The 24086-nt window shown below is 70.0% G+C and carries 24 protein-coding genes and 1 pseudogene; 12 read left to right on the forward strand and 13 right to left on the reverse strand.

All coding sequences use genetic code 11. From position 1 onward, the window contains the following. Positions 1 to 266 precede the first annotated feature (266 nt). Positions 267 to 1004: an SDR family oxidoreductase gene (locus DSD19_RS12560; RefSeq protein ID WP_113669831.1), complete on the reverse strand. Its 738-nt coding sequence runs from the start codon at positions 1002 to 1004 to the stop codon at positions 267 to 269. A gap of 7 nt (positions 1005 to 1011) precedes the next feature. Next, positions 1012 to 2793: an IlvD/Edd family dehydratase gene (locus tag DSD19_RS12565; RefSeq protein ID WP_113669832.1), complete on the reverse strand. Its 1782-nt coding sequence runs from the start codon at positions 2791 to 2793 to the stop codon at positions 1012 to 1014. 281 nt (positions 2794 to 3074) lie between these two features. On the opposite strand from DSD19_RS12565, the gene DSD19_RS12570 reads away from it, so the two are divergent. From DSD19_RS12570 to DSD19_RS12585, 4 genes are all read left to right on the forward strand, one after another. Then, complete coding sequence (locus tag DSD19_RS12570) at positions 3075 to 3779, forward strand: AzlC family ABC transporter permease (protein ID WP_113669833.1); 705 nt, start codon at positions 3075 to 3077, stop codon at positions 3777 to 3779. Continuing rightward, on the forward strand, positions 3776 to 4105 hold the full coding sequence (locus DSD19_RS12575) for an AzlD domain-containing protein (RefSeq protein ID WP_113669834.1): 330 nt from the start codon (positions 3776 to 3778) through the stop codon (positions 4103 to 4105). The genes DSD19_RS12570 and DSD19_RS12575 overlap by 4 nt, the downstream gene beginning before the upstream one ends. 128 nt (positions 4106 to 4233) lie before the next feature. Then, positions 4234 to 5403, forward strand: a complete 1170-nt coding sequence (locus DSD19_RS12580) for a pyridoxal phosphate-dependent aminotransferase (RefSeq protein ID WP_113669835.1) — start codon at positions 4234 to 4236, stop codon at positions 5401 to 5403. Positions 5404 to 5417: 14 nt separating this feature from the next. After that, the gene (locus tag DSD19_RS12585) at positions 5418 to 6365 is read left to right on the forward strand and encodes a 2-hydroxyacid dehydrogenase (protein ID WP_113669836.1); all 948 of its coding nucleotides are present in this window, start codon (positions 5418 to 5420) and stop codon (positions 6363 to 6365) included. On the opposite strand, the gene denD is transcribed toward DSD19_RS12585, so the two are convergent. Both denD and DSD19_RS12595 read right to left on the reverse strand, forming a co-directional pair. Further along, positions 6358 to 7335, reverse strand: coding sequence for a D-erythronate dehydrogenase (gene denD / locus DSD19_RS12590; protein ID WP_113669837.1), 978 nt, complete (start codon positions 7333 to 7335; stop codon positions 6358 to 6360). The two genes, DSD19_RS12585 and denD, sit on opposite strands and share 8 nt — an antisense overlap. Further along, the gene (locus DSD19_RS12595; RefSeq protein ID WP_113669838.1) at positions 7332 to 8270 is read right to left on the reverse strand and encodes a sugar kinase; all 939 of its coding nucleotides are present in this window, start codon (positions 8268 to 8270) and stop codon (positions 7332 to 7334) included. Before DSD19_RS12595 ends, denD begins: the two co-directional genes overlap by 4 nt. Positions 8271 to 8548: 278 nt before the next feature. Here DSD19_RS12595 and DSD19_RS12600 point away from each other — a divergent pair, with 278 nt between their 5' ends. Further along, on the forward strand, positions 8549 to 9307 hold the full coding sequence (locus tag DSD19_RS12600) for an SDR family oxidoreductase (RefSeq protein ID WP_113669839.1): 759 nt from the start codon (positions 8549 to 8551) through the stop codon (positions 9305 to 9307). Here the strand turns inward: DSD19_RS12600 and DSD19_RS12605 are convergent. Continuing rightward, positions 9304 to 10077, reverse strand: a complete 774-nt coding sequence (locus DSD19_RS12605) for a hydroxypyruvate isomerase family protein (protein WP_113669840.1) — start codon at positions 10075 to 10077, stop codon at positions 9304 to 9306. The genes DSD19_RS12600 and DSD19_RS12605 overlap by 4 nt on opposite strands. A 134-nt stretch (positions 10078 to 10211) precedes the next feature. Here DSD19_RS12605 and DSD19_RS12610 point away from each other — a divergent pair, with 134 nt between their 5' ends. Beyond that, positions 10212 to 11327, forward strand: a complete 1116-nt coding sequence (locus tag DSD19_RS12610) for a class I SAM-dependent RNA methyltransferase (protein ID WP_113669841.1) — start codon at positions 10212 to 10214, stop codon at positions 11325 to 11327. A 152-nt stretch (positions 11328 to 11479) separates the two neighbouring features. Here DSD19_RS12610 and cobC read toward each other — a convergent pair whose 3' ends face one another. The 4 genes and pseudogenes from cobC to DSD19_RS22355 all read right to left on the reverse strand — a co-directional run. Then, a complete protein-coding gene (gene cobC / locus DSD19_RS12615) occupies positions 11480 to 11992 on the reverse strand; it encodes an alpha-ribazole phosphatase (RefSeq protein WP_075785997.1) in 513 nt (170 codons plus the stop codon). After that, on the reverse strand, positions 11983 to 12771 hold the full coding sequence (gene cobS / locus DSD19_RS12620; RefSeq protein ID WP_113669842.1) for an adenosylcobinamide-GDP ribazoletransferase: 789 nt from the start codon (positions 12769 to 12771) through the stop codon (positions 11983 to 11985). Before cobS ends, cobC begins: the two co-directional genes overlap by 10 nt. Continuing rightward, entirely contained in the window at positions 12768 to 13775 is a 1008-nt protein-coding gene (gene cobT, locus DSD19_RS12625) for a nicotinate-nucleotide--dimethylbenzimidazole phosphoribosyltransferase (protein ID WP_075785999.1), read from the reverse strand. The genes cobS and cobT overlap by 4 nt, the downstream gene beginning before the upstream one ends. Positions 13776 to 13983: 208 nt before the next feature. After that, a pseudogene (locus tag DSD19_RS22355) lies at positions 13984 to 14202 on the reverse strand (IS481 family transposase); the annotation flags it as partial. A gap of 1166 nt (positions 14203 to 15368) precedes the next feature. Between DSD19_RS22355 and DSD19_RS12635 the strand changes: the two are divergent. Continuing rightward, a complete protein-coding gene (locus tag DSD19_RS12635) occupies positions 15369 to 15944 on the forward strand; it encodes a YSC84-related protein (RefSeq protein ID WP_075786000.1) in 576 nt (191 codons plus the stop codon). Between the two features lie 103 nt (positions 15945 to 16047). Then, the gene (gene xth, locus DSD19_RS12640; RefSeq protein WP_075786001.1) at positions 16048 to 16827 is read left to right on the forward strand and encodes an exodeoxyribonuclease III; all 780 of its coding nucleotides are present in this window, start codon (positions 16048 to 16050) and stop codon (positions 16825 to 16827) included. Between the two features lie 151 nt (positions 16828 to 16978). Here xth and DSD19_RS12645 read toward each other — a convergent pair whose 3' ends face one another. Both DSD19_RS12645 and dksA read right to left on the reverse strand, forming a co-directional pair. After that, positions 16979 to 18172: an FAD-dependent monooxygenase gene (locus tag DSD19_RS12645; RefSeq protein WP_113669843.1), complete on the reverse strand. Its 1194-nt coding sequence runs from the start codon at positions 18170 to 18172 to the stop codon at positions 16979 to 16981. A 49-nt stretch (positions 18173 to 18221) separates the two neighbouring features. After that, positions 18222 to 18644 carry an RNA polymerase-binding protein DksA gene (gene dksA, locus DSD19_RS12650; protein WP_075786003.1) on the reverse strand — a complete coding sequence of 141 codons (423 nt, stop codon included), beginning with the start codon at positions 18642 to 18644 and terminating at the stop codon, positions 18222 to 18224. Between the two features lie 189 nt (positions 18645 to 18833). Here dksA and DSD19_RS12655 point away from each other — a divergent pair, with 189 nt between their 5' ends. Further along, positions 18834 to 19673, forward strand: coding sequence for a MoxR family ATPase (locus DSD19_RS12655; protein WP_075786004.1), 840 nt, complete (start codon positions 18834 to 18836; stop codon positions 19671 to 19673). Here the strand turns inward: DSD19_RS12655 and aroB are convergent, their stop codons facing one another. Both aroB and DSD19_RS12665 read right to left on the reverse strand, forming a co-directional pair. Further along, positions 19674 to 20789, reverse strand: a complete 1116-nt coding sequence (gene aroB, locus DSD19_RS12660; RefSeq protein ID WP_113669844.1) for a 3-dehydroquinate synthase — start codon at positions 20787 to 20789, stop codon at positions 19674 to 19676. It abuts the gene before it with no gap. Next, positions 20786 to 21331, reverse strand: a complete 546-nt coding sequence (locus DSD19_RS12665) for a shikimate kinase (protein WP_113669845.1) — start codon at positions 21329 to 21331, stop codon at positions 20786 to 20788. Before DSD19_RS12665 ends, aroB begins: the two co-directional genes overlap by 4 nt. Positions 21332 to 21454: 123 nt before the next feature. Between DSD19_RS12665 and DSD19_RS22590 the strand changes: the two genes are divergently transcribed. Genes DSD19_RS22590 through DSD19_RS12675 form a run of 3 tightly spaced genes read left to right on the forward strand, consistent with a single transcriptional unit; the run spans position 21455 to position 24040 of the window. Next, entirely contained in the window at positions 21455 to 21589 is a 135-nt protein-coding gene (locus tag DSD19_RS22590) for a hypothetical protein (RefSeq protein ID WP_256359773.1), read from the forward strand. Then, a complete protein-coding gene (locus DSD19_RS12670) occupies positions 21579 to 23108 on the forward strand; it encodes a hypothetical protein (RefSeq protein ID WP_113669846.1) in 1530 nt (509 codons plus the stop codon). The genes DSD19_RS22590 and DSD19_RS12670 overlap by 11 nt, the downstream gene beginning before the upstream one ends. Further along, entirely contained in the window at positions 23105 to 24040 is a 936-nt protein-coding gene (locus tag DSD19_RS12675) for a tyrosine recombinase (RefSeq protein ID WP_113669847.1), read from the forward strand. The genes DSD19_RS12670 and DSD19_RS12675 overlap by 4 nt, the downstream gene beginning before the upstream one ends. Positions 24041 to 24086 lie beyond the last annotated feature (46 nt).

The raw sequence follows: 24086 nt of genomic DNA on the forward strand, positions 1-24086 counted from the left end.
TGCTGGCCCTGCTGACGCCCGTCCCCCGGCGCCACGCGCCGAACCGCCGCCGTTGCTCGACCGGACCGGCAATCCGGTCCGCAGCGCGCTCCTGAAAGCGCCTGTCCGACTCGTAACAGACCGGGCCGCCCGTGCGCCCCGGACCAATCGAGCAACAGCCCGCCGCCCTTTCTTCTTGGCGTCTTCTTGGCCGAAATACCCCGGGGGTCCGGGGGCAGCGCCCCCGGCGGGTCGGCCCGCGCCAGCGGGACGAAATCTGGCGGCCCTCAGCCCCGGCCGATATAGGGCATCGTCGTCGCCATCACCGTCACGAAGGGCACATTGGCCTCGGGCGGCAGCCCGGCCATGAACAGCACCGTCCCGGCCACATGGGCCACATCCATCACCGGCTCGACCGCGATCCGGCCATCGGCCTGCGGCACGCCCCGGGTCATCGTCTCGGCCATGTCGGTCCGGGCATTGCCGATATCGATCTGCCCGCAGGCGATGCCATGGGCCCGCCCGTCCAGCGCCAGCGCCCGCGTCAGCCCGGTGATCGCGTGTTTCGAGGCCGTATAGGGCACCGAGCCCCAGCGCGGCACATGGGCCGAGACCGACCCGTTATTGATGATCCGCCCGCCCGGCGGGTCCTGCCGGCGCATCCGGGCGAAGGCCGCCCGGGCGCAAAGAAAACTGCCGGTCAGGTTCACCTCGATGCAGCGCCGCCAATCCTCGACTGCGATCTCATCGACGGGCGCCCCCGGCACCGAAACGCCCGCATTGTTGAACAGCACGTCGATCCGCCCCCAGGCCGCCATAGCGCGGTCGAAAGCGGCCTCGACCGAGGCCGCGTCGGTCACGTCGCAGGCCAGCACCAGCGCGCCCGGCCGCCCCTCGGCCACGGCCTCCAGCGCCGCCCCCCCGCGCCCGGCCAACCCGACCCGCCAGCCCGCCTCCAGAAAGGCCAGCGCCGTCGCCCGCCCGATGCCGCGCCCGGCCCCGGTGATGATGATGCTGCGTGTCATGCCCGCCTCAGTGATTGTCGCGCGGCAGAACGCGCGCGATCCGCCGATAGGCCGTGGCCAGTTCCAGACAGCCGCCATCGGCCAACTGGCCGACATTGGCGCGATAGATCTCTTCCCAGGGGGTCTGGCTCACGATCTCGGGCGGCTCCCAGGCCTCGCGCCTCAGCTCCCATTCCGCGTCATCGACCAGCGCGTCGAGCCGCGAGGCGTTCAGGTCCAGCCGCACCCGGTCGCCCGTCTTCAGGAAAGCCAGTCCGCCCCCCACCACCGCCTCGGGCGAGGCGTTCAGGATCGAGGGGCTTTCCGAGGTGCCCGACTGCCGTCCGTCGCCGACCGTCGGCAGATGCCTGACGCCCTGTCTCACCAGCGCATCCGGCGGCTGCATGTTCACCACCTCGGCCGAGCCCGGATACCCGACGCAGCCGACATTGCGGATAAAGAGCATCGCGCTTTCGTCGATCTCGAGCTCGGGATCGTTGATCCGGGCATGGTAATCCTCGGGCCCCTCGAAGACCACGGCGCGGGCCTCATGCACGCCCTCCTGGCCCGGCTCGGACAGGAAGCGCGCGCGGAATTCATCGGAAATCACCGAGGTCTTCATCAGCGCCGAGGCGAACAGATTGCCCGACAGCACCTTGAACCCGGCCTGCGTCCGCAGCGGCGCGTCATAGGGTGCGATCACGTCGGGGTCGGTGGACCGGACCCCGTCGAGGTTCTCGGCCAGGGTGCGGCCGGTCGCGGTCATCGCGCCCACATGCAGCCGCCCGGCCCGGGCCAGTTCTGCCATCACCGCGGGCACCCCGCCCGCGCGGAAGAAGCTTTCGCCCAGATATGCGCCCGCGGGCTGCATGTTGACCAGAAGCGGCACGTCATGGCCGATCTTTTCCCAGTCGGTCACGTCCAGTTCGACCCCCGCATGCCGCGCGATCGCCTGCAGATGCGGCGGCGCGTTGGTCGAACCGCCGATGGCGCTGTTGACGACGATGGCATTCTCGAAAGCGGCACGGGTCAGGATGTCGGAGGGCTTCAGGTCGTCCAGCACCATCTGCACGATCCGCTTGCCGGTCTCGTAGGCCATCGCCATCCGTTCGCGGAACGGCGCGGGGATAGCGGCATTGCCGGTCAGGCTCATGCCCAGCGCCTCGGCCATCGCGTTCATCGTCGAGGCCGTGCCCATGGTGTTGCAATGCCCCAGCGAGGGCGCCGAGGAACAGACCCGGTCCATGAACTCGTCATAGTCGATCCTGCCCTCGGCCAGCAGGCGCCGGCTTTCCCAGACGATGGTGCCCGAGCCCGCGCGCTTGCCCTTCCACCAGCCGTCGAGCATCGGCCCGCCATTGAGCGCAATCGCCGGAATGTCGACCGTCGCCGCCCCCATCAGCAGCGCGGGCGTGGTCTTGTCGCAGCCGGTGGTCAGCACCACCCCGTCCAGCGGATAGCCATGCAGGATCTCGACCAGCCCCAGATAGGCGAGGTTCCGGTCGAGCGCCGCCGTCGGCCGCTTGCCGGTTTCCTGCAGCGGATGGACCGGAAAATCCATCGGCACGCCACCCGCCTCGCGGATGCCCGCCTTGATCCGGTCCATCAGGAAGACGTGGATCTTGTTGCAGGGCACCAGATCGGACCCGCTATTGGCGATGCCGATCACCGGGCGGCCCGATTGCAGCTCGCCCCGGGTGAAGGTCTGGTTCTGGTAGCGCTCGACATACAGCGCGGTCATGCCGGGGTTGTTGGGATTGTCGAACCATTCCTGAGACCGGAACCGCTTGTTCGCGCGCGTATCGCTCATGCCTTCCTCCGCTTGCCGCCGGTCGGCCGCCCGTCTGCGACCCCCAAGGCGTCTGGCCTCAGCCGCCTCGGGGCCATGCCGCAGCGTCCCGCGCGGCCGGACCCCGGGCGGCCCTTGGCACAGCATTCCGATCTGGTATACCAAATGCAAGGGCAATCCGCACCGAATGCCCGAAGGTTCAGGGAGGACCTTGTCGTGACCGAGCGCCGCGCCAAAGCGCCGGCCCCACCGCCGGGGCCGGCCCCGAAATCCTGCGTCCGGCCGGTCCCCGGAGCGCGCCCATGACCGAGGCACAGGCCTTTCGCAAGGGCGCCCTCGACTGCGCGCCGTTCATCCTGATCGTGGTGCCCTTCTCGCTGCTTTTCGGAGTGGTGGCGCGCGATGCCGGGCTGGACCTCTTGCAGGCCATGGCGATGTCGGTGCTGGTGATCGCGGGGGCCTCGCAATTCACCGCGCTGGCGCTTCTGGAAGATCACGCGCCGGTTTTCGTGGCACTTCTGGCGGCCCTGGCGGTCAATCTGCGGATGGCGATGTATTCGGCGGCCCTGGTGCCCTATCTCGGCCATGCACGGCTGGGGGTGCGTGCGCTGATGGCCTATCTCATGGTCGATCAGGCCTTCGCCGTCGCGGTCCGGACCTACGAGGCCGAGCCCGCCATGACGCCTGCGGCGCGCGTCGCCTATTACTTCGGCTGCATGGTCCTGATCTGCCCGTTCTGGTATGGCGGCACGCTGACCGGAGCCCTGGTCGGACAGGCGATCCCGGCCGAATTCTCGCTCGATTTCGCGGTGCCGGTCTGTTTCATCGCCCTGACCGCGCCGCTGATCCGGTCGCTGCCCCATGCGGTCGCGGCGCTGGTGTCGGCTCTGGCGGCGCTGGCGCTGGCCTGGCTGCCCTGGAGCCTCGGGCTGCCGGTCGCGGCGCTTGTCGCGATGATCACCGGCGCACAGACCGAACGCCTTCTGCTGAAAAGGCGCCGGGCATGATTTCCGACGCCGCCTTCTGGACCCTGACCGCCGCCCTTGCCGTCGGCACCTTCCTGATCCGGTTTTCCTTTCTGGGGATCTTCGGCCGCCGCACGCTGCCGCCCTGGGCGCTTTTGCACCTGAAATACGTGGGCGTCACGGTGTTTCCGGCGCTGGTCGCGCCGCTCGTCCTCTGGCCCGAGGCGACCGGCGGCAGCCCCGACCCCGCCCGGCTGATCGCGGCGCTGGCAGCCCTCATAGCGGGACTTAGGGTCTCGGTCGTGGCGGCGATCGTCGCGGGGATGGGCACGCTTTACCTGATCGAAGCCGCCGCCCGCCTGCTGTGACCAGGTCCGCGCCGTCGCCCGAAAGACACGCGCGGCCCCCGATCCGAAGGGAGGCCTTTTCCTCGGCGTTTCGCTTGGTATACCAGAACGGAAGCGGCCGGAAGGCCCGGCCCCGGGGAGGAGGCCCCATGACGCATCTGCAGTTCGCCGACAGCCTGTCGCGGCTTGGCACGGAATCGGCCTTCACGGTGCTGGCCCGGGCCCAGTCGCTGGCCGCCCAGGGGCGCGACATCATCAATCTCGGCATCGGCCAGCCCGATTTCCGCACGCCCGATCATATCGTCGAGGCCGGTATCAAGGCGCTGCGCGACGGCCATCACGGCTATACCCCGGCCAACGGGCTGCCCGCGCTGCGCCATGCCGTTGCCACCGACCTGCACCGCCGTCACGGGGTCGAGGTCGATCCCGAGAATGTGGTGATCGTGCCCGGCGGCAAGCCCAGCATGTTCTTTGCGATGCTGATGTTCGGTCAGCCGGTGCGCGAGATCCTCTACCCCGATCCGGGCTTTCCGATCTATGAAAGCGCGATCCGCTATTCCGGCGCGACCCCGGTGCCGATCCCGCTGGAGGAACGGACGGGCTTTGCCTTCGAGGCCGACCGGGTGCTGGAACGGATCACCGACCGCACCAGCCTGATCGTGCTGAACAGCCCCGCCAACCCCACCGGGGGCGTCACCCCGCGCGCCGAAATATCGCGCCTCGTCAAGGGGCTCGCGGCCTTTCCTCGGGTCGCGGTGCTGTCCGACGAGATCTATTCGTCGATGCTTTATGGCGGGCGCGAACATGTCAGCCTGCTGCAATATCCCGACATCCGCGACCGGCTGATCGTGCTCGATGGCTGGTCCAAGACCTATGCGATGACCGGCTGGCGGATCGGCTATGCGGTCTGGCCCGATGCCGCGCTCGATCATGTGACGCGGCTGTGCATCAACGACCATTCCTGCGTGAACGCCGCCGCCCAGCACGCGGCCCTGGCCGCGCTGACGGGTCCCAAGGACGCGGTTGCCGCGATGGTCGCCGAGTTCGACCGCCGCCGCGCCCATATCGTGCGCGAGCTGAACGCCCTGCCGGGCTTTCGCTGCCCCGATCCCGGCGGCGCCTTCTATGCCTTCCCCAATATCGAGGGCACCGGAATGCGCGCGGCCGAGGCGCAGGACCTCTTCCTTGAAAAGGCGGGCGTCGCCACCATCGCGGGCACCGCTTTCGGCGCCCGGGGCGAAGGCTATTTGCGCCTGTCCTATGCCAGCTCGACCGAAACCCTCACCGAGGCCATCGCGCGGATCCGCGCGGTGCTCTGACGAAAGGCCGATCCATGACCGATACCCCCCTGCTGATCTGCGGCGCCGCCTTCACCGAGGACGAACGCGCGCGGCTGTCGACCGCCGTCTCGTCGGTGTCGGTCGACGGGCCCGGCGCCATCGCCGGGCTCGCCCCCGCAGGGTCCGCGCGGCTGCGCGCCGTCGCCTACAAGGGCCACGAGCCCTTCGGCGCGGCCGAGATGGACCGCCTGCCGGGGCTGGGGCTGATCGCCAATTTCGGCGTCGGCTACGATGCCATCGACGTGGCCGCCGCCACCCAGCGCGGCATCCGCGTGACCAACACGCCCGATGTGCTGAACGACGATGTAGCCGATCTGGCGGTCGGGCTGATCCTGGCCCAGGCGCGCAGCCTCGTGCGCGGCGACGGCTGGGTGCGCAGCGGCCGCTGGACCAAATACGGCGCCATGCCGCTGGCGCGGAAGGTGTCGGGGGCGCGGGCGGGCATTGTCGGGCTCGGCCGGATCGGGCGCGAGATCGCCGACCGGCTGGCCGCCTTCAAGATGGAGATCCACTATCATTCGCGGCAGGAAAAAGAGACCGCCGGCTGGCAGTACCACGCCGATCCGGTCAGCCTTGCCCGCGCGGTCGATTTTCTGGTCGTGGCGCTGGTCGGCGGGCCCGAGACCCGCAACTACGTCTCGGCCGAGGCGATTGCCGCGCTGGGGCCGAAGGGCGTGCTGATCAACATCTCGCGCGGGACGACGGTCGACGAGGGCGCGCTGATCGCAGCCCTGGAAGAGCACCGGATCGCGGGCGCGGGGCTTGACGTCTATCTGGACGAACCGGCCATCGACCCGCGGTTCCAGGGGCTGGAGAACGTCGTGCTGCAACCGCATGTGGGTTCCGCCACCACCGAGACCCGGCGCGCCATGGCCGAGCTGCAACTGGCCAATATCCGCGCCTTCCTCGACGGCCAGCCGCTGCCGACCCCGGTCAACTGAGGACCGGGCCGCCGGGCAGGTCGTCCTCCAGGAACTGGCGGATGTTGTCGGCAAAGCTGTCATCGGCGGTCAGGCCCAGCGCCAGCGCCCGGTCGGCCCGGATGTCGTCGCGCCAGCCCGAGACGATGCGCTGGATCTCGGGCTGGGGCTCCCAGCGGATCAGACGCGCGGGCGCGGGCCCCGCGACCTCGGTCATGGCCGCGATCATCTGGCCGATGGTCCAGCGCCGCCCCGGCATGGTCATGCAGCGGTTCTGGCCCAGCGCGGCGGCCTCGATCTCGGCCGCGCGGATCAGGTTGGCGACGCAGCGGCGCGGGCCGAGGTAGTAATGCGCGAAATCGGGGCCAACCGGGCAGATCGCCTCTTGCCCCGACAGCGGTTCGCGGAAGATCCCCGACATGAAGGCCGAGGCGGCGCGGTTGGGCCGTCCCGGCCGCACCGAGATCGAGGGCAGCCGCAGCCCCCGCCCGTCGACCAACCCGCGCCGGGAATAGTCGTTCAGGAAGAGTTCGGCCACCGCCTTCTGGGTGCCGTAGGAGGTCTGCGGGTTGAGGAAGGTGGCGTCGGTCACCGGATCGGGCACCGCGCCGCCAAAAACGGCAATCGACGAGGCGAAGACCAGCACCGGGCAGGTGCCCAACGCCCGGCAACGCTCGAACACAGTCAGGCTACCGGCCATGTTGACCGCCATCCCGGCATCGAGGTCTTCCTCGGCATGGGCCGAGACGACCGCCGCCAGATGGAAGATCACATCGGTCCCCGGCGCGATCCCGGCCGCGACCGAAGCCGGGTCCGCGATGTCGATGTTGAGGCTTTCGACCGGAAACGGTGCCTCGGGCACGGGCGGCGGGGCCAGATCGGCCAGAGCGAGCCCCGTGATCGGCCTCCCGCGCAGCGTGCCGCGCCGGGCCAGCGCCCGGGCCAGGCGCCCGCCGATAAACCCGCCCGCGCCGAGGATCAGGACCTTCATGGCGCCGCCTGCAGGGCCGCGCCCTCTGGTGCGAAGATGTCGGGCGCAAGCGCGCCGCGGCGCTGGATCACCGCGCCTGCCAGCGCTGCTGCCCGACGGACGGCCTCGGGCGGCGCGGCCCCGGTCGCGCGCGCGGCCAGAAACCCGGCCGCGAAGCTGTCGCCCGCCGCCGTGCTGTCGACCACCCGCGCGACGGGCTCGGGCGCGATCTCGGCCTCCGTGCCCTCGGCCCAAAGCCGGATCGGCGCGGCGCCGTTCTTGACCACCACCGTCGTCGCCCCGGCCGCGCGGTAGCGCGCCACGGTGGCCTCGGGCGAGGCGTCGCCGAAGGCCGCCTGTTCCTCGTCGAAGGACGGCAGCACGGTGTCGGCGACCGAGGCGCCCAGCATCAGCCCGGCCCGCATCTCGGCCGCGTCCGCCCAGAGCCGGGGCCGCACATTGGTATCGAAGCTCACCCCCGCCCCCGCCGCCCGGGCCCGCGCCAGCGCCGCACACAGACGCTCGCGCGCCTCGGGCGCAAGGATCGCCAGCGTGATGCCCGAGACATGCAAGAGATCGCGCCCGGCAAAGACCTTGTCGAGCCAGTCCGGATCGTCGGCCATCGCCTTCGCCGCCGCCTGCCCGCGCCAGTAGGAAAAGCTGCGCTCGCCGTCCTTCAGCGCGATCATGTAAAGCCCCACGGTCCGCCCCTCGATCCGGCGGATCGCCCCGGTCTCGACGCCCTCGGCCGCCATGAAGGCCAGCATGTCGTCCGACACCGCATCGCTGCCGACGGCGGTCGCATAGCCGACCGACCAGTCCGCGGGCAGCAGCCGCCGGGCGTACCAGGCACAATTGAAGGTGTCCCCGGCAAAACCCATGCGAAAAAGCCCGTCCGTGGCCGGGGCAAGCTCTACCATGCATTCGCCGATGGCGAGAAAGGAACGATCCGGCATCTGTCTCCCTGCGGCCTGAACCCGCGCGACAGGCGCGGCGCGCCCCCGGTTCTATCCGGTTTTCCGCCGCCTCGGCTAGGGACCTGTCCGCCCTTTCCGGCCGATTTCCCTGCCGGGCCCGCCCGGGCTGCCGCGCGACCGCCGGATCGGCGCCCCGCAGGCGTCGCGAGACGGCGCGCCCCAGGCGGCAACCGCCCCGTCGCCGGTCTTTCCCCGGCGCCGCGACATGGTATACCAAATGCCGGGGCTGTCCTGGCCCCGCGAGACCGGGAGGGAACATGGATCTTTTCGACCTGAGCGGACGCACGGCGCTGGTGACCGGCGCCTCTATGGGGATCGGGCTGGGGCTTGCCCGGGCGCTGGCGGCGGCGGGGGTCCGGGTGGTGCTGAACGCGCGCGGGGCCGAGCGGCTGGAGGAGGCCGCCGCGACGCTCCGCGCCGAAGGGGCCGGGGTCGACATCCTGCCCTTCGACGTGACCGATGCCGAGGCCGCGGCGCGCGCCATCGACGGCTACGAGGCCCGGCGGCCCATCGACATCCTGATCAACAATGCAGGCATCCAGCACCGCGCGGCGCTGGAGGGGTTTCCGGTCGAGGCCTTCGACCGGCTGATGCGCACCAATGTCAACGCGGCCTTCTATGTCGCCCGCGCCCTCGCGCCCCACATGATCGCGCGGGGACGCGGACGGATCGTCAACATCGCCAGCGTTCAGGCCGCGCTGGCCCGGCCCGGAATCGCGCCCTACACCGCCTCGAAAGGGGCCATCGTCAACCTGACCAAGGGCATGGCCACCGACTGGGCGCGGCACGGGCTGTGCTGCAACGCCATCGCGCCGGGCTATTTCGATACGCCCCTGAATGCGGCCCTCGTGGCCGACCCCGAGTTCTGCGCCTGGATCGAACGGCGCACCCCGGCCGGGCGCTGGGGCCGGATCGAGGATCTGGCCGGAGCCTGCATCTTCCTGGCCTCCGACGCCTCGGCTTTCGTCAACGGACAGGTGATCTATGTCGATGGCGGCATGACCGCCTGCCTCTAGGCGACCTTGGCCCCGAAGCGCGCCATCCAGCCGAGACTGTCGCCGGTCGGACCAGGGGGGCGGTATTCCGCCCCCACGGGCGCGGCATGGCCCAGCCGGTCGAGCAACGCGAAGACATGGGCGTAATCCAGCTCGCCATGATCGGGCGGGCCGCGGTCGGGCACCGAGGCCACCTGCACATGACCGATCAGCGGCATCAGCGCCTGCAGCCGGGCCGAGACATCGCCCTCGGCGCGCTGCACATGGTAGCAATCGAACATCAGCCGCAGGTTCGGCGCGGCCACCCGGTCGATCATCGCCACGGCCTCGGCGGTGCTGGCCAGCGCATAGCCCGGCACGTCATGGGGGTTGATCGGCTCGATCAGGATGCCGATGCCATAGGGCGCGGCCTCGAGACAGGCATAGGCCAGCGCTGCGGCCAGCGCGGCCTCGGCCTCGGGCCCGCGCGCGCATCCGGCCATGGCATGGATCTGCGGCACCCCGAGCGCCGCGGCCCAGGCGATCGACTGGTCGATCGCGGCCCGCGCCTCGAGCTCGCGCCCGGGCAGGGCACACAGCCCGAACTCGCCCGCATCCCGGTCGCCGGGACGGGTGTTCAGCGACAGCATCGGCAGGCCGGTCTCGTCGAGGGCCGCGCGGATCGCGGCGCGCGGCGTGTCATAGGGCCAGTGGCATTCGACGGCAGAGAAGCCTGACGCCGCCGCCGCGCGGATCGCATCGGGCAACGCGAGCTCGCGCCAGAGAAACCCCAGATTGGCAGAGAACCTCACGTTCCCCTCCGGATCGGCTGAACCGCGTTTCGCCCTCATCGCTAGCGGCGCCGCCCCGGACCTGTCAAGCGCGCCCTTCCCTGCCCGCCGCTTCCGGTGTATCGCGAATGCCTCTTCCCTCAGCCGGAGCCCGGATGACCGACCCCGCCCCCTTCGAGATCTTCCTCGCCGCCCTGCCGGGGCTCGAGCCGCTTCTGGCCGAAGAGGCCCGCGCGGCGGGCTTTGCCGGTCCCGTGACGGTCGCGGGCGGCGTCACCGTCCAGGGCGGCTGGCCCGAGGTCTGGCGCGCCAATCTGGTGCTGCGCGGCGCCTCGCGGGTGCTGGTCCGGATCGGCGCCTTTCGGGCCTTCCATCTGGCCCAGCTCGACAAGCGGGCACGAAAATTCGACTGGGCCGCGGTGCTCCGGCCCGACCGGCCGGTGCGGGTCGAGGTGCAGTGCCGGGCCTCGAAGATCTACCATGCGGGCGCCGCCGCCCAGCGGATCGAGCGCGCCCTCGCCGAGACGCTCGGCGCGCCCATTGGCGGCGAGGACGCGATCGCGCTCAAGGTGCGGATCGACGACAATCTGGTGACGCTCAGCCTCGACAGCTCGGGCGAACCGCTGCACCGGCGCGGCCATAAACAGGCGGTCGGCAAGGCCCCGCTGCGCGAAACGATGGCGGCCCTCTTCCTGCGCGCCTGCGGTTTCGACGGCACCGAACCGGTGGTCGACCCGATGTGCGGCTCGGGCACCTTCCCGATCGAGGCGGCTGAAATCGCGGGCGGGCTCGCGCCCGGCCGCGACCGCAGCTTCGCCTTCGAGGACTTCGCCAGCTTCGATCCGGCGGCCTGGACCGCAATGAAGGCCCCCAGGCCCGCGCCTGCGGCACAGGTCCGCTTCTTCGGCTCGGACCGCGATGACGGGGCGATCCGGATGGCCACCGCCAATGCCGCCCGCGCCGGTGTCGCGGACCGGACCGACTTCCGCCGCCACGCGGTCAGCGATCTGGTCCGGCCCGACGGCCCGCCCGGCCTCGTGATGGTCAACCCGCCCTATGGCGCGCGGATCGGCGAGCGAAAGCTTCTGTTCGCGCTCTACGGCGCCCTCGGGGCAACGCTGCGCGAGCGGTTCGCTGGCTGGCGGGTCGGGCTCGTCACCAGCGACGAGGGGCTTGCGCGGGCGACGGGCCTGCCTTTCCTGCCCCCCGGCGCGCCGGTCGCCCATGGCGGACTGAAAGTGCGGCTCTTCCGGACGGCGCCCCTGCCCTGACCTCTTTCCCATGACCGATGGTCCGTCATGGGTATTTTCGCCAAGAAGAAATCGGACGCCATCTTCTTCTTGGCAGAAATACCCAAAGGATCGCGGCCCCAAAGGGGTCGCCCAGTAAAAGCGTGCGCGGAACGCGCTCCGGTGGAACAGGATCAGGGCAGCTCGATGAAGCTCCCATAGGGAAACTTCATCTGCCAGGCGCCTTCGCGCCCGGCATGGTGAAGGGCGGCCCGCATCAGTCCGGCATGGGTCACCGCCAGAACCGTCCCGGCCCCATGCATCTCTTCGAGAAAGGGCACGACGCGGGCATAGAACATGCCGACGCTCTCGCCGCCATGGGGGCGCGACTCGTAGAAATGCGCGGCCCAGTGATCGAGCCCGTCGCGCGGCACCTCCGCCCAGGGCGTGCCCTCCCAGGCGCCGAAATCGATCTCGATCAGGCGGGGATCGGTCTCGACCGGCAGGCCGCGCGCCGCGCCGATATGATCGGCCAGACGGGTGCAGCGCAAAAGCGGGCTGGACAGGACCCGGTGGACCGGAGGAAGCGCCGCCAGCACCTCTGCCGCCTCTTCGGAGAAGCTTTCCGCGGGCGGATAGTCGGTGCGGCCGTAGCAGGTGCCCTCGGCCACGTCCGGGCGGGTATGGCGCAGAAGGATCACACCCATGCCAGAAGCCCCAGCAGGATCGCGATCTCAGAGACCTGCTGCACCGCGCCCAGCCCGTCTCCGGTATGCCCGCCAAGCCGACGGGTCAGCATCCGCCCCGTCCAGAGCGTGGCCGCCACAGCCAGCGCCAGCGCCGTCAGGGCCGCGCCTCCCCCTGCACCGATCCAGAGGCCGAGTGCGATCAGCGCGCCGGTCCCCCAGGCGATGGCCATCCCGTCCCGGCCAGGACCGGCCGCGGCAAAGGCGGCCTTGCCCTCGGTCCGCGCATAGGGCAGCCGCACCATCACGATCACCGAGGCCAGTCGGCTGAGCCCATGCGCCGCGACCAGCGCACCCGCCGCCGCCCAGCCGCCCGCCGCCGCGCCAAGCCCGGCCAGCGCCGCCGCCTTCAGCCCCAGCGCCAGCATCAGGGTCACCGCGCCATAGCTGCCGATCCGGCTGTCGCGCATGATTTCCAGCGCCCGCTCGCGCGTCAGCCCGCCGCCAAGCCCGTCGGCCATGTCGGCCAGCCCGTCCTCATGCAGCGCCCCGGTCAGCCGCACGCCCGCAGCAAGTGTCAGGACCGCCGCAACCGCCGGGGGAAAGACCGCCGCCGCGGCCGCGTAGACCAGCCCCAGAGCCGCGCCGATCAGCGCCCCGCACAGCGGGAAATAGCGCGTGGCCCGGCGCATCCGGTCGGGCGTGTAGCCCGGATCGGCGGGCAGCGGCAGGCGGCTGACGAATTGCAGCGCCAGGACGACCAGCCGCACCTCTTCCCTTGCCCGGGCGGCAGGAGTCATTGCGGCCCCGTCACGCCGGCATCGTCGAAGCTGGCCATGGTGTTCAGCATCTCGCCCGCGGCCTTCAGAAGCGGCCAGGCCAGAAGCGCGCCGGTGCCCTCGCCCAGCCGCAGCCCCAGCCGCAGCAGCGGTTCGGCCCCGAGAGCGTCGAGCAGCGCGCCATGGCCCTGTTCCTCGGAGCGGTGCGAGAAGACCATCGCCGCCCGGGTTCCGGGCGCGATGCGGGCGGCGGCAAGCGCGGCCGCGGTCGCGATGAACCCGTCGACGATGATGACCTTCTTCGCCTCGGCCGCGCCGATCATCGCGCCGGCCATCATCGCAACCTCGAAGCCGCCATACTGGGCCAGCGCCTCCTGCGGGCCAAGATCGCCGGTCCGCGCTGCGGCGCGTTCCAGAACCTGCCGCTTGTGCGTCAGCCCGTCATCGTCAAGCCCCGTGCCCCGGCCCACCAGGATGTCGAGCCCGACCCCGGTCAGCTTGTGGCCGAGCGCGGCCGCCGAGGCGGTATTGGCGATCCCCATCTCGCCATAGGCCACCGCATCGGCGGGGCTTTCGGCACCAAGCTTGCGGCCCTCTTCCAGCGCGCGCGCGCACTCTTGGGCGCTCATCGCGGGCTCGTGCAGGAAGCTCTTGGTGCCCGCGCCGATCCGGCGCTCGATCAGGTCCGCAAGGCCGAAAGGCTCGCCCGCGATCCCGGCATCGACGACCTTCATCCGGGCGCCGACGGCGCGCGCGAAGGCATTGGCCCCGGCCCCGCCCGCCAGATAGTTCAGCACCATCTGCCGCGTCACTTCCTGCGGAAATTTCGACACGCCCTCGGTGGCAATGCCATGATCGGCCGCGAAGATCGTCAACTCGCAGCTGTCCATCCGCGGACTCAGCGTGCCCTGCACGGTGGCGATGACCGTCGCCAGATCCTCGATCCGGCCGAGCGAGCCCAGGGGCTTGGTCTTGAAGTCGATCTTGTGCTGGAGCGCGGCGGCGAAATCGGTGTCGGTGGTCATCCGGTGGAGCCTCTCGTTGCTGTCGCGGCGTGTCTTAGGCCGGGGCGGCGGGCGCTGCAATCGGCAACGGCAGATGCGACGAGCCAAGGCGCCGCAGCAGCAGCGGAGGAGAAGAAGAGCGCCCGGGCCGCGTTTTCCAGACCGACCAGACCAATCTGCCGGCGCTGAACGCGGGCGCCGAGGCGGCGCGCGCGGCCGAGTCGGGTCATCTCTGGAGGCCCCTGCGCAACGAAGACCGCATGAGATGCGGGATCGTCGGCTGCACGGCATAGAGACAGGCGCCCAACGGCAGCAGCGTGTGTCGCCGGAAGGCGACGACAACCGCTTCGTCTTCCGCGCTCAGAACGGCTGAGCGCGGCTTTGTCGGTCCCGTCTTGCGATCCTCGACCGACTGCCGCTTCCGCCACCTCGCAAGCGTCTTCGGGTTCGTCGGAAAGACGATTCACCGGATCGTTCTCCGGTCCTCCTCGCGCCCAAGCTCCCCGCTCAGCTCCACGGTCGAAGCTTGGAATCGCCGTATTTCCGCTTTGGCAGCGTGCGTGGTCGTGGCACAGCCATGGCGAACGCGTCCCGGAAGGCGTTCTTCCATGCCAGTGAAACGGTCGCATCATCAAACCGTCGGATCAAGCAACCAGGCCGGGCCTGCGTTGATCCGAACCGATCGAGGACGGAGAAGAGGAAAGCGCCCCCACGCCGCTGGAGAGCGCTTTCGCATCGCAAGACGATCCGGCGAAGGCGCTCGATCCGCCGAAAGAAAGGCCGACGCCGTTGCGTTCGGTGGAGAGGTCGGGATCGCGCGGGACGGGTTTGCCTCGATCCGGGCCTCGGCCCCAAGGTCGTCTTCGCGCTTCCCGCGCCGGGCGCCCGCGTCGCAGGCCGCAGCGGCGACGGCATGAGCGAAGACGGCAGGGCAAACGCCCTCGCCCCCGTCGAACGCCGGGGCGGTGCAGCAGCGGGGATCGGCTGAACCGCACGCGCCGGCGCATCGACCGCGACAGGGATCCCGGCCGTGAGGCCGCCACCCGCCCGCCCGATCCCGTGAGCCTGAGCCCAGTTCCGCCCGTTCGACCGCGCAGACCATGCCAATGGTGCTGTCAATGGGCACGTCTCGCTGTCGGAGGTCGCGCTGTCCCCCTCGTAAAGGCGCCCCCGGCCCCCGCCATCGCCCCTCTGCGCACCGCGCCTGCGCGGCCCCCTGTCGGCCGCACCCGGGAGGCAGATCCCGTCACGGCGCGGCCGTCCGCGCCATCGACATCGCTGCGTCCCCAAACGACCGGCTGTCAGCGCCGCGCCGCCCCCCATCGCGTCCGGGCGGATGCCCCCCGATCGGCGCCCATCGCGCGGCCGTCGGTGGTGGCCTGGCCAAGATCGCCCCCGGTCTGGGTCCCGGGCAGGCCCGCTTGGCAGACGGGAGGCCCCTGAAGGCAGACCGGGTCTGGGCGCCGACCCGCAGCCCGCGGCTCTGGCCTGCGTGCGCCATTGCAGCAAGGAATTGCCTCCCGCTGCGGTCAAGCTTGGTGACAGTCCCGGCGCGGCTGTCTATAGTTTGCGCCAAAGGCCGCCAAGGCCACAACAGCATGGGGCATGAGAGCAATGTTCAAGGACAAGACCTCCCACCTGATCTCGCGGCGCGGCTTTATCGGCGCGGCCGGAGCAGCGACGACGCTGGCGGCCTGCGGCAATGGCGTGGGCAGCAGCGGCGCAAGCGAGCTCGACGCGCGGGTCGACAGCACCCGCAACTATCTTTTCGCCCATTACCCGGCGACCCGCGAGCTGTCGCAAAAGGCGCAGGGCATTCTCTGGATGCCGCTGATCACCAAGGCCGGGCTCTGGGTCGGCGGCGCCTACGGGCGCGGCGCGCTGCGCATCAACGACGTGACCGTCGATTACTATTCGGCCACGCAAGCCAGCTTCGGGCTTCAGATCGGCGCCCAGCAATATGCCCATGCGCTGTTCTTCATGACCCCCGAGGCGCTTCGGCAGTTCCGTTCGGGCTCGGGCTGGTCGGCCGGGGCCGATCTGGAATACGCGGTGACGAACGATGGCGGCATGGTCTCGGCCGATACCATCACCGCGCTCGATCCGATCATCGCCATCGTCTTCGGTCAGGCCGGGCTGATCTTCGGCGCGACGCTCGAAGGCACCAAATACACGCGCATCATCCCCTGACCCGGGACGCCGTGGAAAGGCCGGCCCGGTCCGGGGCCGCTTTCGCATGGACAGTCCCGGCCCCTCCGGGGATAGTCGCAGGGCAGCGCAAACGGAGCCGCCGATGCAGATCGCGAGTTTCAACATCAATGGCGTCAAGGCGCGGCTTCCGGCCGTGCTCGACTGGCTCGATGCGTCCTCTCCGGATGTCGCCGTGCTGCAGGAGATCAAGTCGGTCGACGAGGCCTTCCCGCGCGAGCCCTTCGAGGATCGGGGCTACAATCTGGAAACACATGGCCAGAAGGGGTTCAACGGCGTCGCGATCCTGTCGAAATCCCCGCTCGAGGACGTCCGGCGCGGGCTTCCGGGCGATGACGAGGACGCCCAGGCCCGCTGGATCGAGGCGACCGTGATGGGCCGCCGCGCGGTGCGGATCTGCGGGCTTTACCTGCCCAACGGAAATCCGGCACCGGGGCCGAAATACGACTACAAACTGGCCTGGATGGCCCGGCTGGAAACCCGCGCCCGCGAACTGCTGGCCGCCGAGGAACCGGCCGTGATGGCGGGCGACTATAACGTGATCCCGCAGGACGAGGACGCCGCCCGGCCCGAGGCCTGGGCGAAGGACGCGCTGGCCCTGCCCCGGACCCGCGCGGCGTTCCGCCGGGTGCTGAACCTCGGATTCACCGAGGCGTTCCGCGCCCGGGTGCAGGGGCCGGGCCATTATTCCTTCTGGGATTACCAGGGCGGCGCCTGGGACAGAAACGACGGCATCCGCATCGACCACATGCTGCTGACGCCGCAGGCCGCCGACCTGATGACCGACTGCCGGATCGAAACCGGGCAGCGCGCCGGCGAGAAACCCTCGGATCACGTGCCGGTCTGGATCGACCTCGACGCCTGAGCCGCGCGGCTCCCGCGCCACCCGAAGACCGACCGCCGCGGGCCCTGGCCCGCGGCCGGGCCCAAGCCCGGGCAAGCGGCTTTGCCGCGCCGTCCCGGGGGCGGGAGCGCCCCGGTCAACGCCAAGTCACCGCGGCTTCGTCACCGCAGCTTCACACCGCGGCCGCCGGCAGCGGATAGCGCGCCGCGGCATCGTAGCCGTAAAGCCAGTCGAACCGCCTGAGCGCCGCGCCCGGCGCCAGAATGCCGCCCAGCCGCAAGGCCGTCTGCGCCGCCAGCCGCAGCGGCGGAAAGCTCAGATGATAGTTCCGCGCGTTCTTGCTGGCCATCTCGACAATCCGCGCGGTGCGCGGGCGCCGCTCGGCCTGATAGGCGGCAAAGGCCACCTCGGCGGTCGGATGCCGGGCCAGGGCGGCAGCCAGTACCCAGGCATCCTCCAGCGCCATGTTGGCGCCCTGCGCCAGAAACGGCAGGGTCGGATGCGCCGCGTCGCCCAGGATCGCGGCCGGGCCGCGATACCAGCTTTCGGCCACCGGATGCCGGAACAGGCCCCAGAGATTGACGCTGTGCACCTGCTCCAGAAGGCGCGGCACCTCGCCGCCGAAATCCGCAAAGACCCGCCGCATCGCGTCCGGGTCGCCGGTCCGGTTCCAGCCTTCCTCGACCCAGGCCTCGCGCTCTTCCACCGCCACGATGTTGATCATGTCGCCGCCGCGCAGCGGGTAATGCACCAGATGCTTGCCCGGCCCCATATGCACATTGGCCACCGGCGGCACCTTGCCGCGCGCAGGCACCAGCGCGCGCCAGGCGACCTGGCCGGCAAAGCGGGGGGTGACCTGCCCGTTCAGCGCCGCGCGCACCACCGAATGCAACCCGTCGGCCCCGATCAGCAGATCGCTGCTGGCCCGCGCGCCCTGCGCCGTGATCAACTCGGCCCGGTCCCCCTCCAGCGAAAGCCCGGTCACCTCGTGCAACAGCCGGATCTGGACCCCGGCCGCGCGCGCGGCGTCGGCCAGAATGTCGATCAGATCGGCCCGATGGACGAAGAAGTAGTCCCGGGCGCCGCGCGACAGATCCAGCCGCAACACCCGCGCGCCGCGGCGATAGTCGCGCAGGACGACGGCGCTGCCCCGGCCCGACCTCGCGGCCAGCGCATTGCCAAGACCCAGCGCCCGCAGCACCGCCACCCCGTTGGGACTGACCTGCAGACCCGCGCCGACCTCGCGGATCGCGTCGGCGCGTTCCAGCACCACGACCTCGGCCCCGTGCCGCGCCAGCGCGGTTGCAACGGCGAGGCCGGCGATGCCGGCCCCGAGCACGGTGATCTTTCGGCTGCCCAGGAGCATCCGGTACCTCTTACACGCCGGCCCTGCACCGGGCCACACCTACTCCCCGTCAGTCGTCGCGATGCACCCGTTCGCGCCGCTCGTGCCGTTCCTGAGCCTCGAGGCTCAGGGTCGCGATCGGACGCGCATCGAGCCGTTTCAGCGAAATCGGCTCGCCGGTCTCCTCGCAATAGCCATATTCGCCATTGTCGATCCGCCGGAGCGCCGCGTCGATCTTGGCCACCAGCTTGCGCTGCCGATCCCGGGTCCGCAGCTCCAGCGCCCGGTCGGTCTCTTCGCTGGCACGATCCGCGATGTCGGGAATGTTGCGGCTCGAATCCTGAAGCCCTTCGAGCGTCTCGCGGCTTTCGTTCAGAAGATCGTTCTTCCAGGCAATGAGCTTGCGGCGAAAATATTCGAGCTGGCGCTCGTTCATGAACGGCTCGTCCTCGGCGGGACGATAATCGTCGGGCAAGAAAACTTCGGCTTTCATCCCTGCTCCCTCTTCTGGGCCGGGCGAAACCTGTTTCATAATCATTCTCCCCCGGCGCACCTGGGCTCGCGTGTAGCCCAATCGCCGTATCGTGTCACGAGGTTTGTGGTCCCTTACATGGCGCTTGAAGCTTTGTGAAGGGGCGCTATGGTCGCCCCCGATTTCAATGGATTGAGAGGCGGAATTGCGATGAAATTCGGGTCCACCGACGCCTATGTCGCCGCAGACGACCTGACCGTGGCCGTGAATGCCGCCGTGACGCTGGAACGGCCGCTGCTGGTCAAGGGCGAACCGGGAACCGGCAAGACCGAGCTTGCGCGCCAGGTTGCCCAATCTCTGGGCATGCCGCTCATGGAATGGCATATCAAGTCCACGACCCGGGCCCAGCAGGGGCTGTACGAATACGACGCGGTGAGTCGGCTGCGCGACAGCCAGCTGGGCGACGAACGGGTCCATGACGTCGCCAACTACATCCGCCGCGGCAAGCTCTGGCAGGCCTTCGCCGCCCCCGCAAAGGTGGTGCTGCTGATCGACGAAATCGACAAGGCGGATATCGAATTTCCGAACGACCTGCTTCAGGAACTCGACCGCATGGAGTTTCACGTCTACGAGACCGGCGAAACGGTGAAAGCAAAAGAACGGCCGGTTGTCATAATTACGTCAAACAACGAAAAGGAATTGCCCGACGCGTTTTTGCGGCGGTGTTTCTTCCACTATATCCGTTTCCCCGATCTCGACACGATGAAGAAGATCGTCGAGGTCCATCATCCGGGCATCAAGCAGGACCTGCTGCAGGCCGCACTGACCCGCTTTTACGAGATCCGCGAGACCGACGGGCTGAAGAAGCGGCCCTCGACCTCGGAAGTGCTCGACTGGCTCAAGCTGCTTCTGGCCGAGGACATGCGGCCCGAGGATCTGCGCAAGGACGGCCGCTCGGCCCTGCCCAAGCTGCATGGCGCGCTGCTGAAGAACGAACAGGACGTGCAGCTGTTCGAGCGGCTGGCCTTCATGGCGCGGCGCGGCGGCTGATCAGCGCCCCGCCAGCGCCTCGGCAAGGATCGACCTGACCAGCGCCGGATCGGCCTCCGCGGTCACGAAGGCCTCGCCGATCCCGCGCGCGAGGATGAAACGCAGCGTGCCGTCCTGCACCTTCTTGTCCTGCCCCATCAGCGCGATCAGCCCGTCCGCGTCGGGCAGATCGCCCGGGACGTCGGCCAGATCCTTCTTCATTCCCATCGCGTCCAGATGCGCGCGCACCCGGCTGGGGTCTTCCTGCGCACAAAGCCCCATCCGCGCCGACAGCTCGAAGGCCAGCGCACAGCCGATGGCCACGCCCTCGCCATGCAACAGCCTGTCGGAATAGCCGGTCGCGGCCTCCAGCGCATGGCCGAAGGTGTGGCCCAGGTTCAGAAGCGCGCGGTCGCCCTGCTCGGTCTCGTCCCGCTCGACGATCCGCGCCTTGGCCTCGCAGGACCGTTTCACCGCCGCGATCCGCGCCGCGACATCGCCCGCCGCCAGTGCCGGTCCCTGCCCCTCGAGCCACTCGAAGAAGGCGGCATCGCCCAGAAGCCCGTATTTCACCACCTCGCCATAGCCCGCGAGGAAATCGCGCGGCGCAAGCGTGCCCAGAACGCCTGTATCGGCCAGCACCAGCGAGGGCTGGTGGAAGGCGCCGATCAGGTTCTTGCCCTGCGGCGAGTTGATGCCGGTCTTGCCCCCGACCGAACTGTCGACCTGCGCCAGCAGCGTCGTCGGCACCTGCACGAAGCGCACGCCCCGGCGCAGCACGGCGGCGGCAAAGCCCGCCAGATCGCCGATCACCCCGCCGCCGAGTGCCACCACGATATCGCGCCGCTCGACCTTTTGCTCGATCAGCCATTCGACGGCGCGGCCGAACTGCGCCCAGCATTTGGTGGCCTCGCCCGCAGGCAGGGCCAGCGCCGGCGCCTCGATATCGCCAAGACCCGCGCGGAAGGCCGCAAGATGCAGCGCGGCCACCGTCTCGTCGGTCAGGATCGCCACGCGCGGACGCCGCAACAAGGGCCCGATCTCGGCCCCGGCCCGGGCCAGCAGCCCCTCGCCGATGCGGATGTCGTACTCGCGCCCCGGCAGGGCCACATGCACCGTCTCGACCGTCGCGCTCACGCCGCCTCCATCACGTCGGGCCGGGTTTTCAGCGCCTCGATCACGCGCCCGGCCATGTCCTCGATCGAATAGCGCGGATCGGCGCGGACGGCCAGATCGGCCATCGCGTAGAACGGTCGCCGCGCATGGTAAAGCTCGGCCAGCGTGCCATAGGGGTCGGGCGTGCGCAGCAGCGGCCGGGTGTCCTTGTGCCGCACCCGCTGCCACAGCAGATCCAGATCGGCATCGAGCCAGACCGACACGCCGAGCCCCGAAATCGCGGCGCGGTTGGCCTCGCCCAGAAACGCCCCGCCGCCGGTCGACAGCACGCCCGGCGCGGCGCGCAGCAGGCGGGCGATCACCTCGGCCTCGCGGGCGCGGAAGAAGGCCTCGCCGTCGCGGGCGAAGATCTCGGGAATCGTCATCGCGGCGGCTTTCACGATCTCGGCGTCCGAATCGAGGAACGGCACCCCGAGCCGCCGCGCCAGGACCGTTCCGACCGCCGTCTTTCCCGCCCCCATCAACCCGACCAGAACCACCGTTTTCTTCAACTTCGCGCCCACCTGGGCAACCTCCCGCCACCGTCGCAGATTTCTGCCCCTGAATGGCGTGAACTCCGGAGGAATGCCAGTTATAATCGGGCAAAGGCGGAAAACGCGCGAGCAGACCGAAAAAGGCAGACCGGCATGGTGCGACTACTCAAGGCACTGGTTTTCATCATTTTCATCTCATTCGTCGGGCTGGTGGGCTTCGCCTATCTGGGCGACATGGACCCCCAACAGCAGACGGTGACGCAAAGCCTCACGCTCGATGTCGACTAGGGCGCGGGTCCCCCTGCTGCTGGCCGCTGTACTGGCGGCGGGCGCGCCCGCCTGGGCCGAGCGTCCGTTGTCGGCCATCGACTGGCTGTCGGATTCGGTGGCGGCCCCCGGCCCCAGAAAGCCCCCGGCGACGATCAGCCCCGTGCCCGGCGCCGAGCCCATCACCGTTGTGCCGCTGGGCACGACCTTGATCGACGCGGTCGGGCTTTTGCCCGCGCAGGTCACCGGATTGCCCCGCGATCTCTGGGGGCCGGGCGAGACCCAGACCATCGCGCGCGCGATAAGGGCCGAGCGCGTCGATACCCTGCCCGCGGTGCAGGAGCTGCTGGTCACGCTGCTGCTGGCCGAGCTCGACCCGCCAACGGGTGGCGGGGCCGACGGGCAGCTTTTGCTGGCGCGGCTCGACAAGCTGCTGGATCTGGGCGCGCTCGATCAGGCGCAGGCGCTGGTCGAACGCGCCGGGCCGACCGCCCCGTCGCTTTTCCGGCGCTGGTTCGACATCTCGCTTCTGACCGGGCAGGAGGACCGCGCCTGTTCGGCGATGCGCGCCAATCCCGGCATCGCGCCGACCTTTCCGGTGCGGATCTTCTGCCTTGCGCGCGGCGGCGACTGGAACGCGGCGGCGCTGACGCTGGAAACCGGGCTGGCGCTTGGCTTCGTCAAGCCCGAGGAGGACGCGCTTCTGGCCCGCTTCCTCGACCCGGCGCTGGCCGAAGAGGGCGACGCGCTGCCGCTGCCGACCCGGCCCTCGCCGCTGATCTTCCGGATGCGCGAGGCGATCGGCGAGCCGTTGTCCACGACCACCCTGCCCGTCGCCTTCGCCCGCGCCGACATGCGTTCGACCGCCGGCTGGAAGGCCCGGATAGAGGCGGCCGAGCGGCTGGCCCGGACCGGGGCGCTGGCCCCGAACGAGTTGCTGGGGGTCTGGACCGAACGCAAGCCCGCCGCCTCCGGCGGGCTCTGGGACCGGGTCGCGGCGCTTCAGGCCTTCGATCTCGCGATCCTGTCCGGCGGGCCCGAGGCGGTGACGGATACCCTCGATGCGGCCTGGACGGCGATGGTCTCGGCCGAACTGGAGGTCCCCTTCGCCCAGCTTTACGGGCCGCGCCTTGCCCGGATGAAGCTTGGAAGTCCGGCCGGGGCGCTGGCGTTCCGGATCGGGCTTCTGAGCGACGAGTACGAAGAGATTGCCCGGACCCGCGAGCCGCAGACCAACGAAGAGGCGTTTCTGGTCGGCATCGCGCGGGGCGATCTGCAAGGTCTGCCGCCGCTTGGCTCGCTCGCCGCGGCGCTGCAGGACGGGTTCGACCAGCCCGCGCTGGGGCCGGGTCCGTCGCGGCTGATCGAGGAAAAGCGGCTGGGCGAGGCGATCCTTGCGGCCATCGACCTCGTGACCGATGGTGCGCAGGGCGACATTCTGGATGTGACACGGGGGCTTGGGCTCTTGCGGCAGCTGGGGCTTGAGGATGTGGCGCGGCAATCGGCGCTGCAGCTGATGCTTCTGGAGCGGCGCGGATGACCCCCGATGCCGCGCGCTGGATTTCGGCCTTTCTCGAGGCCAAGGCGGCCGAACAGGACGCCACCGCCAATACCCAGCTGGCCTATGGCCGCGATCTGAAGGACTTCGCGGGCTTTCTGGTCCGGCGCGGCGGCGCCTTCGAGACCGCCACTGAAACCGAGATCACCGCCTATCTGGTCGCCTGCGAGGCCGAGGGGCTGGCGCCGACAACACGGGCGCGGCGGCTGTCGGCGATCAAGCAGCTTTACCGCTTTGCCTATGAAGAGGGCTGGCGCACCGACAATCCGGCTTTGCAGATCCGCGGACCCGGCCGGGCGCGGCGGTTGCCGAGGACCCTGAGCCCGGACGAAGTCGAGCGACTGATCGAGGCCGCAGGCCGCAGCCCGCACGATGCGACACGCAATGCCTGCCTGATGGAGGTGCTTTACGCCACCGGCATGCGGGTGAGCGAGCTGGTGACGCTGCCGGTGGCGGCGGCGCGGGGCGATCCGCGGATGCTGCTGGTTCGGGGCAAGGGCGGCAAGGAACGGATGGTGCCGCTGACCCCGGGGGCACGCGCCGCGCTGGCCGCCTGGATCGCCGAGCGCGACGCCGCCGAGGAGGCGGCCCGGGCCAAGGGCCTGCCCGCCAGCCGGTATCTCTTTCCCGGGCGCGGTCAGGCGGGCCATCTGACGCGGCACCGCTTTTACGTGCTGATCAAGGAGCTTTCCGTGGCGGGCGGCGTCGATCCGGCCAAGGTCACGCCGCACACGCTTCGCCACGCCTTTGCCACGCATCTGCTGGCGGGCGGCGCCGATCTGCGGGCGATCCAGACGCTTCTGGGCCATGCCGATGTTTCGACGACCGAAATCTACACCCATGTGCTGGAGGACCGGCTGCGCGATCTGGTTCTGGAGCATCACCCGCTGGCGCGCGACTCCGGACCGTCTTGATCGCGGGCCGCCCTGCCCCCATAACCAGACGGACAGTCCCGAACAG

It is taken from the genome of Rhodovulum sp. BSW8, assembly GCF_003314725.1.
Lineage (GTDB): Bacteria > Pseudomonadota > Alphaproteobacteria > Rhodobacterales > Rhodobacteraceae > Rhodovulum > Rhodovulum visakhapatnamense.